Source organism: Streptomyces sp. RP5T, assembly GCF_003933965.1.
Taxonomy (GTDB): domain Bacteria; phylum Actinomycetota; class Actinomycetes; order Streptomycetales; family Streptomycetaceae; genus Streptomyces.
In genome coordinates this window covers 1-13,351 of the sequence record NZ_RSAJ01000221.1, presented here as the reverse complement: position 1 = coordinate 13,351, position 13,351 = coordinate 1, and the positions used below count along the sequence as shown (strand labels likewise).

Here is a 13,351-nt window from a genome sequence, read left to right as displayed (position 1 = left end):
GCCCTACCCCTCCCTGCGTCCCCGGTTCCCCGGCCGGGAGGCGACCCAGGCGCGCACGGTGTCGGCGTACCAGAAGGGCTTGCCGCCCTCGACATGGTCGGGCGGCGGCAGCAGTCCGTGTTTGCGGTACGACCGCACGGTGTCCGGCTGCACCCGGATGTGCGCCGCGATCTCCTTGTACGACCAGAGCCTTCGGTCGGTCATGTGGTGCACCTCCCCGCGCGCACCGCGGCGGCGGCCGGGGACGGCCGTCGGGGGGACCGGGCGCTGCGCTGGCGATCACAAAGCCTGCGCTCCGTGAACGACCCTCGGTGACCTTCGGTCAGGGCCTGTGCGCGGGGTGTGACGGGGAGCCCGCGTACATGCGACATGTGTGACACGGGAGGGGTCTTTGTGACAGAGGTGACACAAAGGCGCACGCGGGCGTACGGGCGCGGCGCGTTGACTCGGGGCGCGAGGCAGTGGCTCGGGCGGTCGGGGCCGTGGCTCGCGCGGCGCGATCGTGGCCGGGGAGGTGCGGCTCCGCCGCGTGCGCGCGAGCGGACCGCACCCCCGGCCGAGGGGCTACGCCCCGCAGGACCGCAGGAACGCCCGGGTCCGCCGGGCGATCGGCAGCGGCCTGTCCGGCTCGCACGGGTACATGTCCTGCTCGACGATCGCGAACAGGTCCACGTCCAGCTTCTGCGCCGCCTCCAGCACGGGGCCGAGCTCCGGCACGCCCGAGGGCGGCTCGCACATCACGCCCTGCGCCACGGCCGGCCCGAAGGGCGTCCCCTTGGCGCGCACGTCCGCGAGGATCTCCGGGTCCACCTGCTTGAGGTGCAGGTACCCGATCCGCGACCCGTAGGTCTCGATCAGCTTGACGCTGTCCCCGCCGCAGTAGGCGTAGTGGCCCGTGTCCAGGCACAGCGACACCAGGTCGGAGTCCGTGGCGTCCAGGAAGCGGACCACGTTCTCCTCGCTGTCGATGTGGGTGTCGGCGTGCGGGTGGACGACGATCTGCAGGCCGTACTCGTCGCGGACCCGCTGTCCCAGCCGCTCGGTCAGCGAGCCGAGGTTGCGCCACTGCTCGGGCGTGAGCGTGTCCGGTTCCAGGACCTCACCCGTCTTGTCGTCCCGCCAGAACGACGGGATCACGACCAGGTGCCTGGCCCCCATGGCCTGCGCGAGCACCGCGTTGTCCGCGACGTGCGCCCAGGTCTTGTCCCACACGGCCTCGCCGTGGTGCAGGCCGGTGAAGACGGTCCCGGCCGACACCTTCAGGCCGCGCCGGGTGACCTCCTCGGTGAGGACGGCGGGATCGGTCGGCAGGTACCCGTACGGCCCCAGCTCGATCCATTCGTAGCCGGAGTCCGCGACCTCGTCGAGGAAGCGCTGCCAGGGGACCTGCTGGGGGTCGTCGGGGAACCACACGCCCCAGGAGTCCGGAGCCGAGCCGATCCGGATACGGGACAGTGAGGGCTGAGGTGCGGGCGCTGTCATGCCGGTCAGCTTCGGTTCGGACAGCAAGCGCTGTCAAGGTCTCGTCCGAATGTCTGGACAAAACATTGACAGGGCTCCTCGTGCGGGGCTACAAACGCCGGGAGAGCCGACGCAGGTACGAAGGGAAGCCGATGGCGTACGACCTGATCACCATGGGGCGGATCGGTGTGGACCTGTATCCACTCCAGACCGGTGTCCCGCTGCCGCAGGTGACGTCCTTCGGCAAGTTCCTGGGGGGCTCGGCGACGAACGTCGCGGTCGCCGCCGCCCGCCTCGGACGGCGGACCGCGGTGATCTCCCGCACCGGCGACGACCCCTTCGGCACCTATCTGCACGAGGCCCTCCGGGGCTTCGGCGTGGACGACCGCTGGGTCACCCCGGTCGCGGGCCTGCCGACCCCCGTCACCTTCTGCGAGGTCTTCCCGCCGGACGACTTCCCGCTGTACTTCTACCGGCAGCCCAAGGCCCCGGACCTGGAGATCGACGCCCACGAGCTGGACCTCGACGCGATCCGCGAGGCGAGCATCTTCTGGATCACCGGCACCGGCCTGAGCGAGGAGCCCAGCCGGACGGCGACCCTGGCCGCCCTCGCCCACCGGGCCAAGGCGGGCACCACGGTCTTCGACCTGGACTGGCGCCCGATGTTCTGGAAGGACCCGGCCACCGCCCGCCCCTTCTACGAAGAGGCCCTGCGCCACACCACCGTCGCCGTCGGCAACCTCGACGAGGTCGAGGTCGCCACCGGAGTACGGGGCCCCCGCGAGGCGGCCCAGGCGCTGCTGGACGCCGGTGTCGAGCTCGCGGTCGTCAAGCAGGGCCCCAAGGGCGTCCTCGCCGTCGACAGCAAGGGCGACGAGGCCGAGGTCCCGCCCCTGCCCGTGAACGTCCTCAACGGCCTCGGCGCCGGTGACGCCTTCGGCGGCTCGCTGTGCCACGGCCTCCTGGCCGGCTGGGACCTGGAGAAGATCATGCGGCACGCCAACGCGGCCGGCGCCATCGTCGCCTCCCGCCTGGAGTGCAGCTCCGCGATGCCCACGGTCACCGAGGTCGAGGACGCGGTCGCGGCGGGAGCGGTCAAGTGAGCGTGGACATCACCGAACTCGTACGCCTGCGCGCCGAACGCCCCGAGGCGATCGCCGAGGCGGCGGCCCGCCGGACCCGCAGGCCGCTGCTGAACGACAGCGGCCGCCTGATGATCGTCGCCGCCGACCACCCCGCCCGGGGCGCGCTCGGTGTCGGCGGCAACCGCATGGCCATGGCCAACCGCGCCGGCCTGCTGGAGCGCCTGGTCCTCGCGCTGTCCCGCCCCGGCGTCGACGGCGTCCTCGCGACCGCCGACATACTCGACGACCTGCTGCTGCTCGGCGCCCTCGACGGCAAGGTCGTCATGGGCTCCATGAACCGCGGCGGCCTCCAGGGCGCGAGCTTCGAGCTGGACGACCGCTTCACCGGCCACCGCCCCGAGGACATCGAGCGGCTCGGGTTCGACGCCGGCAAGCTGCTGCTGCGCGTCGACTACGCCGACCCGGGCTCCCTGACCACCATGGAGTCCACGGCCCGCGCCATCGACGACATGGCCGCACGCCGGCTCCCCGTCTTCGTCGAGCCGTTCATCAGCGGCCGCACCACCGAGGGCAAGGTCGTCAACGACCTGTCCGCCGAGGCCGTCACCAGGTCGATCGCCATCGCCTCGGGACTCGGCGGCAGTTCGGCCTACACCTGGCTCAAGGTCCCGGTCTGCGACAACCCCGACGACATGGGCGAGGTCATGGCCGCCTCCACGCTGCCCGCCGTGCTGCTGGGCGGCGAGGTCGGCGACGACCAGGACGGCGCGTACGAGAAGTGGCGCGGCGCCCTCCAACTGCCCACCGTGCGCGGCCTGGTGGTCGGCCGCTCGCTGCTGTACCCGGCGGACGGCGACGTGGCCGCCGCCGTGGACACCGCCGTAGGACTGCTGTGAGGGCCGCCGCATGACACAGACCGAGCTGTACGTCCCCAAGGGCGCCTCCACCAACGCCCGGTACACGGTGGACATCGACCCCAAGCGGGCCGGCTGGACCCACAGCAGCCTGCGCATCGTCGAACTGGCACCCGGAGGCACCCACACCTTCACCTCCGGTGACAGTGAGTGGATCGTGCTTCCGCTGGAAGGCGGCTGTACCGTCCACATCGGTACCGAAGAGTTCCAACTCCTGGGCCGGGAAAGCGTGTTCGCCGGAGTCTCGGACTTCGCGTACGTGCCCCGGGACACCCAGGCATCGATCGCCTCCGGCGCGGGAGGCCGCTTCGCCCTGGCAGGAGCGAAGTGCGAGCGACGACTCCCCGCCCGCTACGGCCCCGCGCCGGAGGTCCCCGTCGAAGAGCGCGGCAGCGGCACGCAGTTGCGGCACGTGCGCAACTTCGCCTCCGCCGACGCCTTCGACTGCGACAAGCTGATCGCCGTCGAGGTCGTCACCCCCGGTGGCAACTGGTCCTCCTACCCTCCGCACAAGCACGACGAGCACCGGCCCGGTGTGGAGGCCGAGTTGGAGGAGATCTACTACTTCGAGATCGACGGCCCGAACGGTTTCGGCTATCAGCGCGTATCTCCCTCCCGTGAGGGCGGATCCGACGTCCTCGCCGAGGTCCGCTCCGGCGACGCCGTCCTCGTCCCCGACGGATGGCACGGCCCGTCCATCGCCCAGCCCGGCCACGACATGTACTACCTCAACGTCATGGCGGGACCGGGGCAGACGCGGGAGTGGCGGATCTGCTTCCACCCGGACCACACGGAGGGGTACCGATGACCACCCGCCTGACCGTCGCACAAGCGCTGGTCCGCTTCCTGGCCGCCCAGTACACCGAACGCGACGGTGTACGGCAGCGGTTGATCTCCGCGACCTGGGGCATCTTCGGCCACGGCAATGTCGCGGGCCTCGGCCAGGCCCTGGTCGAGTACGGCGACGACATGCCCTTCCACCAGGGCCGCAACGAGCAGTCCATGGTGCACGCGGCCGTCGGCTACGCGCGCCAGTCCAACCGCCTGTCCACGCACGCGGTGACGACCTCGATCGGCCCGGGTGCCACCAACCTGGTGACGGGCGCGGCCCTCGCGACCATCAACCACCTCCCGGTCCTTCTCCTGCCGGGGGACATCTTCGCCACCCGGGTCGCCGACCCGGTCCTCCAGCAGCTGGAGGTCCCGTACGCCGGTGACATATCCGTCAACGACTGTCTGCGCCCGGTGTCGAAGTACTTCGACCGCGTCACCCGGCCCGAGGCCCTGATCCCGGCCGCCCTGCAGGCCATGCGCGTTCTCACCGACCCCGTCGAGACCGGCGCCGTGACCCTCGCGCTGCCCCAGGACGTCCAGGCCGAGGCCCACGACTGGCCGGACGAGTTCTTCGCCGAGCGCACCTGGGTCGTACGGCGGCCGGGCGCCGATCCCACCGAACTGGCCGAGGCCATCGACGTGATCAGGTCGGCCCAGCGCCCCCTGGTCGTCGCCGGCGGCGGAGTCCACCACAGCCGCGCCGAGGAGGCCCTCGCCGAGTTCGCGAGCGTCACCGGCATCCCGGTCGCCTCCACCCAGGCCGGCAAGGGCTCCCTGCGCCACGACCACCCCCAGGACGTCGGCGGCGTCGGCCACACCGGCACCGCGACCGCCAACGAACTCGCCCGCCAGGCCGACCTGGTGATCGGCGTCGGCACCCGGTACACCGACTTCACCACGGCCTCCGGCACGCTGTTCGAGAAGCAGGGCGTCCGCTTCCTCAACCTCAACATCGCGCCCTATGACGGCCACAAGCTCGCCGGCATGCCCCTGGTCGCCGACGCCCGCAGCGGCCTGACGGAACTCACCGAGGCACTCCAGATGCACGCCCACCGCGTCACGGGTGTCTACGTCGACGAGTACACCCTCGACAAGGAGCGCTGGGAGCAGCGCGTCGACGCCTGCTACGAGGCGGACGAGCCCGACATCAGGCCGACCCAGCCGCAGGTCCTCGGCGCCCTGGACGCCCTGGTGGACGAGTCCGACGTGATCATCAACGCGGCCGGCTCCCTCCCCGGCGACCTGCACAAGCTGTGGCGCGCCCGGTCGAGGGACCAGTACCACCTGGAGTACGGCTACTCCTGCATGGGCTACGAGATCCCGGCCGCGATCGGTGTGAAGATGGCCGCTCCCGACCGCAACGTCTGGGCGCTGGTCGGCGACGGCACCTACCTGATGATGCCGACGGAGATCGTCACGGCCGTACAGGAGGGGATCGCCATCAAGCTCCTCCTGATCCAGAACCACGGCTACGCCTCCATCGGCGGCCTGTCCGAGACGGTCGGCGGTGAGCGCTTCGGCACGGCGTACCGCTACCAGTCCGAGGACGGCACCTACACGGGCGCCCCGCTGCCCGTGGACCTGGCCGCCAACGCGGCCAGCCTCGGTATGCGCGTGCTGCGCGCGAAGACCGTACGAGACCTCCGCGCCGCCCTCGAACAGGCGCGGGCCGCCGACACTCCCACATGTGTCTACGTCGAGACCGAAACGGCAGACACAGTGTCGGGCGCGCCTCCGGCGCAGGCCTGGTGGGATGTTCCTGTGGCCGAGACCGCGACGCGCGCGTCCGCGGTGAAGGCCCGTGAGCTGTACGAACGGCACGTCTCTACCCGACGCCGCCATCTGTGAAGGAGTACTCGGTCATGACGAAGATCGTCAACCACTGGATCGGCGGCAAGACCGTCGAAGGCGCGTCGGGGAACTACGGGCCGGTCACCGACCCGGCGACCGGCGCGGTCACCACGAAGGTCGCGTTCGCCTCGGTCGACGAGGTCGACGCCGCCGTAGCCGCCGCGAAGGACGCGTTCCAGACCTGGGGCACCTCCTCGCTCGCCAAGCGCACCAGCATCCTGTTCCGCTTCCGGGCCCTCCTGGAGGCGAACCGGGACGCGATCGCCGAGCTGATCACCGCCGAGCACGGCAAGGTGCACTCGGACGCGCTCGGCGAGGTCGCGCGCGGCCTGGAGATCGTGGACCTGGCCTGCGGGATCACCGTGCAGCTCAAGGGCGAACTGTCCACCGAGGTCGCCAGCCGTGTGGACGTCTCCTCGATCCGCCAGCCGCTCGGTGTGGTCGCGGGCATCACGCCGTTCAACTTCCCGGCCATGGTGCCGATGTGGATGTTCCCGATCGCCATCGCGACCGGCAACACCTTCGTGCTCAAGCCGTCCGAGAAGGACCCCTCGGCCTCCCTCAAGATCGCCGAGCTGCTCGCCGAGGCCGGTCTGCCCGACGGCGTCTTCAACGTCGTCCAGGGCGACAAGGTGGCCGTCGACCGCCTCCTGGAGCACCCCGACGTCAAGGCGGTCTCCTTCGTCGGCTCCACCCCGATCGCCCGCTACATCCACACCACCGCCTCCGCCAACGGCAAGCGCGTGCAGGCCCTCGGCGGCGCCAAGAACCACATGCTGGTCCTGCCCGACGCCGACCTGGACGCGGCGGCGGACGCGGCCGTCTCCGCCGCCTACGGCTCGGCCGGCGAGCGCTGCATGGCCATCTCCGCGGTCGTCGCGGTCGGCGCCATCGGCGACACGCTGGTCGAGAAGATCCGCGAGCGCGCCGAGAAGATCAAGATCGGCCCCGGCAACGACCCGGCCTCCGAGATGGGTCCGCTCATCACGAAGGTGCACCGCGACAAGGTCGCCTCCTACGTCGAGGGCGCGGCCGCCGAGGGCTGCGAGGTCGTCCTGGACGGCACCGGCCACACCGTGGAGGGCTTCGAGGACGGCCACTGGATCGGCATCTCGCTCCTCGACAAGGTGCCGACCACCGCCAAGGCCTACCAGGACGAGATCTTCGGCCCGGTCCTGACCGTGCTGCGGGTCGACACCTACGAGGAGGGCCTGGCGCTCATCAACGCCTCGCCCTTCGGCAACGGCACCGCGATCTTCACCCGGGACGGCGGCGCCGCCCGCCGCTTCCAGCTGGAGGTCGAGGCCGGCATGGTCGGCGTGAACGTCCCGATCCCGGTCCCCGTCGGCTACCACTCCTTCGGCGGCTGGAAGGACAGCCTCTTCGGCGACCACCACATCTACGGCAACGACGGCACGCACTTCTACACCCGCGGCAAGGTCGTCACCACCCGCTGGCCCGACCCGGCCGACGCCCCGGCGGGCGTGGACCTGGGCTTCCCGCGCAACCACTGAGCACCCCCGACGGGGCCGTCCGCATGGCGGACGGCCCCGTTTTTCTACGCCCGCGCGCTGCGGTTCCCGTACCCCTCAAATCGCGGCTCCCGTGGCCCTGCACTGTCGAATTCATCATCTGTGGCCGTCTTCGCCTACGGATTCCGCAGCAAGTCATCTATTGACGGGCGGTTTTCGTCGGGGTTCGATGCAGCACCATGACCGACACCCTCCGCCCTGCCGACAACGCCGTCCCAGAGGCGCTGGAGCACGGCCACGCCAAGCTCAACCGTTCCATCGGCGTGGTCGGCGGCACCCTCCTGACGCTGTCCTGCGTGACCCCGGCCTCCACGCTCTTCGTGGTCGTCCCCGACCTCTTCGGCTCCCTCGGCACCGCCACCGCCCTGACCATCGCCATCGGCTCCCTGCTCTGCATCGCCGTGGCGTTCTGCTACTCGGAGCTGGGCACCCTCATCCCCAGCGCGGGCGGCGAGTACGCGATGGTGTCGACGCTGGCGGGACGGCTCGCGGGCTGGCTCGTCTTCGTGCTCTCCCTCCTGGTCGTCATGATCGTCCCGCCGGTGATCGCGATGGGCACGGCGGACTACCTGGCCCCGGTGATCCACCTGGACCCCTCGGTCGCGGGCGCCTGCGTCATGCTCCTCGCCACCCTCGCCGGCCTCCTCGACCTGCGCGCCAACGCGTGGATCACGGGCATCTTCCTGGTCCTGGAGGTGATCGCGGCGGCGATCGTGGCGCTCCTCGGCTTCACCCACGCCGAACGCGGCCCCGGCAGCCTCCTGTCGATGCAGGTGGCGGGCGCGAACGGCGGCACGGACACGGTGACGGCCATGCTCGTGGTCTCCGGCCTGGCGATCGCCCTCTTCGTCACCCAGGGCTTCTCGACGGCCGTCTACCTCTCCGAGGAACTGGAGAACCCCCGCCGCAACGTGGCCCGCACGGTCCTGGCCACCCTCGCCATCTCCACCGTGATCATCCTGGTCCCGGTGGCCGCGATCACCATGGGCGCCTCCGACCTGACCGCACTGACCGGCGGCGACATCAGCACCATGGTCACCGCCTGGTCCAGCTCCGCGGTCGGCACCTTCGTCAGCCTGTGCGTCGCCCTCGCGATCGTCAACGCCGGCATCGTCATGGTCATCCAGAACTCCCGGGTCCTCTTCGCCTCCGCGCGGGACAAGGCCTGGCCGGCCCCGGTCAACACGGTCTTCTCCCAGCTCGGCCGCTTCGGCAGTCCCTGGGTCGCCACCCTCGCGGTCGGCATCCCGGGAGCGGCCCTGTGCTTCGTGAACCTGGACACGCTGTACGGCGTCACGGGCGTCTCGGTGACCGGCATGTACCTCCTGGTCGCCGTGGCCGCGCTGCTGTCCCGCCGTCACCACCACAAGCACACCCCGGCCTGGCGCATGCCCCTGTGGCCCGCGGTGCCGGTCCTTTTGATCGCGGTCCTGGCCTACATCCTGACCCAGCAGGAGACGGAGTACCTGCTGTGGACGGGCGGCATCACGGCCGCGGCGACCCTGTACTGGGCCCTGTACCTCCGCCCACGCAGGGACACGAGGTGGCTGGTCTCGATTCCGGAGGAGTAGATCGCCCCGCAGGGGCGAAAGGGGCGCGGGGAACTGCGCGACCAGCCACAACGAAAGCGGCAGACGGCCATGAAGAGGACGCACCACCCCCGTGGCCGTACCGCACCCGCTGTACATCGCACACCGCCGTCCACCCCCAGGATGGCGACGAGTTCAGCCCCCGGTCGACAAGTCCCCGACAGCTTCACCCCGTACCGTTGAATCATGGATCTTCGACGCCTCCGGAGGCCACGGTGGATCGCCGCCGCGGCCTCCGTCGTCGTGCTCGCCGCCGCCGGGACATGGACGGCCGCCGCCTCTGACGACCCACCCCCGGTACACCGCGCGGACCAGATGATGTCGATCGACGGCGTCCGCATCGACACCTCGTACTTCACGACGAACGGCACCGACAGGCGCCCCGCGGTCCTCCTGGGCCACGGCTTCGGCGGCAGCAAGGACGACGTACGCCGGCAGGCCGAGGACCTCGCGAGGGACGGCTATGCGGTCCTGACGTGGTCGGCGAGGGGCTTCGGCAAGTCCACCGGAAAGGTCGGCCTCAACGACCCGAAGGGCGAGGTCGCCGACGTCTCCCGGCTCATCGACTGGCTCGCGAAGCAGCCGCAGGTCCGGCTCGACAAGCCCGGCGACCCCAGGGTCGGCGTGGCGGGCGCGAGCTACGGCGGCGCGATCTCCCTCCTCGCCGCCGGTCACGACCGCCGCGTGGACGCCATCGCCCCGTCGATCACGTACTGGAACCTCTCGGACGCCCTCTTCCCGAACGGCGTCTTCAAGAAGCTGTGGGCCGGCATCTTCGTCAACTCCGCGGGCGGCTGCGACAAGTTCGACCCGCGGATCTGCGCGATGTACCAGCGGGTGGCCCAGTCCGGCGTCCCGGACGCGCAGGCCGAGAAGATGCTGGAGGAACGCTCCCCGTCGGCCGTCGCCCAGGACATCAAGGTCCCCACCCTCCTGGTCCAGGGCCAGACGGACTCCCTGTTCCCCCTGGACCAGGCCGACGCCGCCGCGAAGGCGATCCGCGCCAACGGCGCACCCGTGGACGTCGACTGGATCGCGGGCGGCCATGACGGCGGCGACCTGGAGAGCAGCCGGGTCCAGTCCCGGGTGGCCGGCTGGTTCGACCGCTACCTCAAGGACGACGCGTCCGCCGACACCGGCACCGCCTTCCGCGTCACCCGCACCCTCGGCGCCGGCACCGGCGACGGCGAGACCCGCCTGACCGGCGTCACCGCCGACACCTACCCGGGCCTGGAGGGCGACGACCACAGGATCGCCCTGACCGGCCGCGCACAGGACTTCGCCAACCCGGCCGGCGCGAGCCCGCCCGCCGTCTCGGCCCTCCCGGGGCTCGGCGGAGGCGGCCTCGCCCAGCTCTCCTCCCTCGGCGTCGGCGTCTCCCTCGACTTCCCGGGCCAGTACGCCGCCTTCGAGTCGGCCCCGGTCAGGGACGACCTCCAGATCACGGGCTCGCCCACCGTCACCGTCCACGTGAAGTCGACGACCGACGACGCCGTCCTGTTCGCCAAGCTGTACGACGTGGGCGCGAACGGGCAGCAGACCCTGCCGTCCCAACTCGTCGAGCCCCTCAGGGTCGAGGGCGCGAAGGCCGGCAAGGACGTCACGATCACCCTCCCGGCGATCGACCACGACCTCGACGACGGCCACCGCCTCAAGCTGGTCCTCGCCTCCACCGACCTCGGCTACGCGTCCCCGACGGCCCCGGCGACGTACACCGTCTCCCTCAAGGGCGACCTCCGGGTCCCCACCGCGCTCAGCGAGAAGAACACCCAGGCCCCCCTGCCCGCCTGGGTGTGGTGGCTGCCGCTCGCCGGCGCGGTGCTCGCCCTGGTCCTCGTGGTGACCGGCCGCCGCCGTACGACGGCCCCCGCGGCCCCCGAGCCGGAGCTGGCCGAAGTCCCGCTGCAGATCACCCATCTGAGCAAGCGGTACGCCAGGTCCGCCGACCGGTACGCGGTCCGCGACCTCTCCTTCCGCGTCGAGAAGGGCCAGGTCCTCGGCCTGCTCGGCCCGAACGGCGCGGGCAAGACCACCACCCTGCGCATGCTGATGGGCCTCATCAGGCCGGACGGCGGCGAGGTCCGCGTCTTCGGCCACGCGATCGCGCCCGGCGCCCCCGTGCTCTCCCGCGTCGGCGCCTTCGTCGAGGGCGCGGGCTTCCTGCCGCACCTGTCGGGCCGCGAGAACCTGGAGCTGTACTGGCAGGCCACCGGCCGCCCGCCCGAGGACGCCCACCTGGAGGAGGCGCTGGAGATCGCCGGGCTCGGCGACGCACTGGCCCGCGCGGTGCGCACCTACTCCCAGGGCATGCGCCAGCGCCTGGCCATCGCCCAGGCCATGCTGGGCCTGCCGGACCTGCTCATCCTGGACGAGCCGACCAACGGCCTCGACCCGCCGCAGATCCGCGAGATGCGCGAGGTGATGATCCGCTACGCGGCGGCCGGCCGCACGGTCATCGTCTCCAGCCACCTCCTCGCGGAGGTCGAGCAGTCCTGCACCCACCTGGTCGTCATGGACCACGGGCAGCTCGTCCAGGCGGGCCCGGTCAAGGAGATCGTCGGCTCCGGCGACACCCTCCTGGTCGGCACGGCCGTACCGGTCGAGGAGCCCGTGGCCGAGAAGGTCGCGGCCCTGCCGGGCGTGGCGTCGGCCGTCACCACCGACGGCGGTCTCCTCGTACGCCTCGACGCGGACGGCAGCGCGGCACGCCTGGTCGCCGAACTCGTCCGCCTGGAGGTCCCCGTGGAGTCGGTGGGCCCCCACCGCCGCCTGGAGGACGCCTTCCTCACCCTGATCGGAGAGACCGCATGAGCTCGGTGACCGACCGCGCGGTGCCCGTCGAGGTCGCCGACGGCTACCGCGCGGGCCGCACGCTGCCCATCCGGGTCGAGCTGGTACGGCAGTTGAAGCGCCGCCGCACCTTCGTCATGTTCGGCATCCTCGCCGCCCTGCCCTTCGTCCTGCTGATCGCCTTCCAGCTGGGCGGCGGCCCCGGCTCGGGCAACACCCGCGTCAACCTGATGGACACGGCCACCGTGTCCGGGGCGAACTTCGCCGCGGTGAACCTCTTCGCCTCGGCGGGCTTCCTGCTGATCGTCCCGGTCGCGCTGTTCTGCGGGGACACGGTCGCCTCGGAGGCCGGCTGGTCCTCCCTGCGCTATCTGCTCGCGGCCCCCGTCCCCCGGGCCCGCCTGCTGTGGTCCAAGCTCGTCGTCGGGCTCACCCTCAGCCTGGCCGCGATGCTCCTGCTCCCGCTGACCGCCCTCGCCGTCGGCACCGCCGCCTACGGCTGGGGCCCGCTCCAGCTGCCCACCGGCGGCGCACTGGAACCGGGCACGGCGGCACAGCGCCTGCTGATCACGGTGGCATACATCTTCGTCTCCCAACTCGTCACCGCCGCCCTCGCGTTCTGGCTCTCCACCCGCACCGACGCCCCCCTCGGCGCGGTCGGCGGCGCGGTCGGCCTGACCATCGTCGGCAATGTGCTGGACCAGGTGACCGCCCTCGGCGACTGGCGCGACTTCCTCCCCTCGCACTGGCAGTACGCCTGGCTGGACGCCGTACAGCCGACGCTGCGGTGGTCCGACATGATCCAGGGCACCTCCCTGTCGATAACGCTCGCCCTGGTGCTGTTCGCCCTGGCCTTCCGGGGTTTCGCGCGCAAGGACGTGGTGTCCTAGGTCAACGGAAGATCTCCCACCGGTCTCGACGGCCCGTCTTCGTGCCCCCTTCGATACCCATCCGCAACGCTCCGTGTCGCACGTTCCGGCCCCCCGGCCCGTCACAGTCGCAGAAGCCGACGTCAACAGGCCCAGGGGGTACGGACGATGGAGCGACAGCGGACACGACGGGTGATGCTCGCCCTCGCACTGGCGGGCGGCCTGCTGCTCACCGGCTGCGGCGGGGGCGCGGACGACGGGAGCAGCACGGACGGGGCGAAGGGCGGCTCCTACGGCTCGGGCTTCCCGGCCCCGGACCAGCCGCAGGGCGAGCAGAACTCCGGGGAGTCCCGCGACGGACTCGTCACCCCGTCCCCCGACCACCTCTCCACCTTCGCCCTCGACGTCGACACCGCCTCCTACGGC

The 13,351-nt window shown here is 71.4% G+C and carries 10 protein-coding genes and 1 pseudogene; 9 read left to right on the top strand and 2 right to left on the bottom strand.

Features of this window, described 5'->3' with window-relative positions:
- Positions 1 to 3: 3 nt before the first annotated feature.
- Together EHS43_RS22740 and EHS43_RS22735 are read right to left on the bottom strand one after the other, a co-directional pair.
- Complete coding sequence (locus EHS43_RS22740) at positions 4 to 204, bottom strand: AlpA family transcriptional regulator (RefSeq protein WP_125192618.1); 201 nt, start codon at positions 202 to 204, stop codon at positions 4 to 6.
- A gap of 360 nt (positions 205 to 564) precedes the next feature.
- Positions 565 to 1,482 carry a sugar phosphate isomerase/epimerase gene (locus EHS43_RS22735; protein WP_125192617.1) on the bottom strand — a complete coding sequence of 306 codons (918 nt, stop codon included), beginning with the start codon at positions 1,480 to 1,482 and terminating at the stop codon, positions 565 to 567.
- 131 nt (positions 1,483 to 1,613) lie between these two features.
- Here EHS43_RS22735 and iolC point away from each other — a divergent pair, with 131 nt between their 5' ends.
- The 9 genes and pseudogenes from iolC to EHS43_RS22690 form a co-directional block, all read left to right on the top strand.
- Complete coding sequence (iolC, locus tag EHS43_RS22730; RefSeq protein WP_125192616.1) at positions 1,614 to 2,564, top strand: 5-dehydro-2-deoxygluconokinase; 951 nt, start codon at positions 1,614 to 1,616, stop codon at positions 2,562 to 2,564.
- The gene (locus EHS43_RS22725) at positions 2,561 to 3,442 is read left to right on the top strand and encodes a deoxyribose-phosphate aldolase (protein ID WP_125192615.1); all 882 of its coding nucleotides are present in this window, start codon (positions 2,561 to 2,563) and stop codon (positions 3,440 to 3,442) included. The genes iolC and EHS43_RS22725 overlap by 4 nt, the downstream gene beginning before the upstream one ends.
- A 10-nt stretch (positions 3,443 to 3,452) precedes the next feature.
- Positions 3,453 to 4,268, top strand: coding sequence for a 5-deoxy-glucuronate isomerase (iolB, locus tag EHS43_RS22720; RefSeq protein ID WP_125192614.1), 816 nt, complete (start codon positions 3,453 to 3,455; stop codon positions 4,266 to 4,268).
- Positions 4,265 to 6,142, top strand: a complete 1,878-nt coding sequence (iolD, locus tag EHS43_RS22715; protein WP_125192613.1) for a 3D-(3,5/4)-trihydroxycyclohexane-1,2-dione acylhydrolase (decyclizing) — start codon at positions 4,265 to 4,267, stop codon at positions 6,140 to 6,142. Before iolB ends, iolD begins: the two co-directional genes overlap by 4 nt.
- 14 nt (positions 6,143 to 6,156) lie before the next feature.
- The gene (mmsA, locus tag EHS43_RS22710) at positions 6,157 to 7,659 is read left to right on the top strand and encodes a CoA-acylating methylmalonate-semialdehyde dehydrogenase (protein ID WP_125192612.1); all 1,503 of its coding nucleotides are present in this window, start codon (positions 6,157 to 6,159) and stop codon (positions 7,657 to 7,659) included.
- 197 nt (positions 7,660 to 7,856) lie between these two features.
- Complete coding sequence (locus tag EHS43_RS22705) at positions 7,857 to 9,248, top strand: APC family permease (RefSeq protein WP_125192611.1); 1,392 nt, start codon at positions 7,857 to 7,859, stop codon at positions 9,246 to 9,248.
- Between the two features lie 204 nt (positions 9,249 to 9,452).
- Complete coding sequence (locus tag EHS43_RS22700; RefSeq protein WP_125192610.1) at positions 9,453 to 12,077, top strand: CocE/NonD family hydrolase; 2,625 nt, start codon at positions 9,453 to 9,455, stop codon at positions 12,075 to 12,077.
- Positions 12,074 to 12,946: an ABC transporter permease gene (locus EHS43_RS22695; RefSeq protein ID WP_125192609.1), complete on the top strand. Its 873-nt coding sequence runs from the start codon at positions 12,074 to 12,076 to the stop codon at positions 12,944 to 12,946. Before EHS43_RS22700 ends, EHS43_RS22695 begins: the two co-directional genes overlap by 4 nt.
- 147 nt (positions 12,947 to 13,093) lie before the next feature.
- Positions 13,094 to 13,351: pseudogene (locus EHS43_RS22690) on the top strand (von Willebrand factor type A domain-containing protein); the annotation flags it as partial.

What these genes read in the sequence shown, in the direction of transcription:
- EHS43_RS22705 (WP_125192611.1), top strand. Translation starts at nt 7,857, where the DNA reads ATGACCGACACCCTCCGCCCTGCCGACAACGCCGTCCCAGAGGCGCTG.
- iolB (WP_125192614.1), top strand. Translation starts at nt 3,453, where the DNA reads ATGACACAGACCGAGCTGTACGTCCCCAAGGGCGCCTCCACCAACGCC.
- EHS43_RS22740 (WP_125192618.1), bottom strand. Translation starts at nt 204, where the DNA reads ATGACCGACCGAAGGCTCTGGTCGTACAAGGAGATCGCGGCGCACATC.
- iolD (WP_125192613.1), top strand. Translation starts at nt 4,265, where the DNA reads ATGACCACCCGCCTGACCGTCGCACAAGCGCTGGTCCGCTTCCTGGCC.
- EHS43_RS22735 (WP_125192617.1), bottom strand. Translation starts at nt 1,482, where the DNA reads ATGACAGCGCCCGCACCTCAGCCCTCACTGTCCCGTATCCGGATCGGC.
- EHS43_RS22700 (WP_125192610.1), top strand. Translation starts at nt 9,453, where the DNA reads ATGGATCTTCGACGCCTCCGGAGGCCACGGTGGATCGCCGCCGCGGCC.
- mmsA (WP_125192612.1), top strand. Translation starts at nt 6,157, where the DNA reads ATGACGAAGATCGTCAACCACTGGATCGGCGGCAAGACCGTCGAAGGC.
- EHS43_RS22695 (WP_125192609.1), top strand. Translation starts at nt 12,074, where the DNA reads ATGAGCTCGGTGACCGACCGCGCGGTGCCCGTCGAGGTCGCCGACGGC.
- iolC (WP_125192616.1), top strand. Translation starts at nt 1,614, where the DNA reads ATGGCGTACGACCTGATCACCATGGGGCGGATCGGTGTGGACCTGTAT.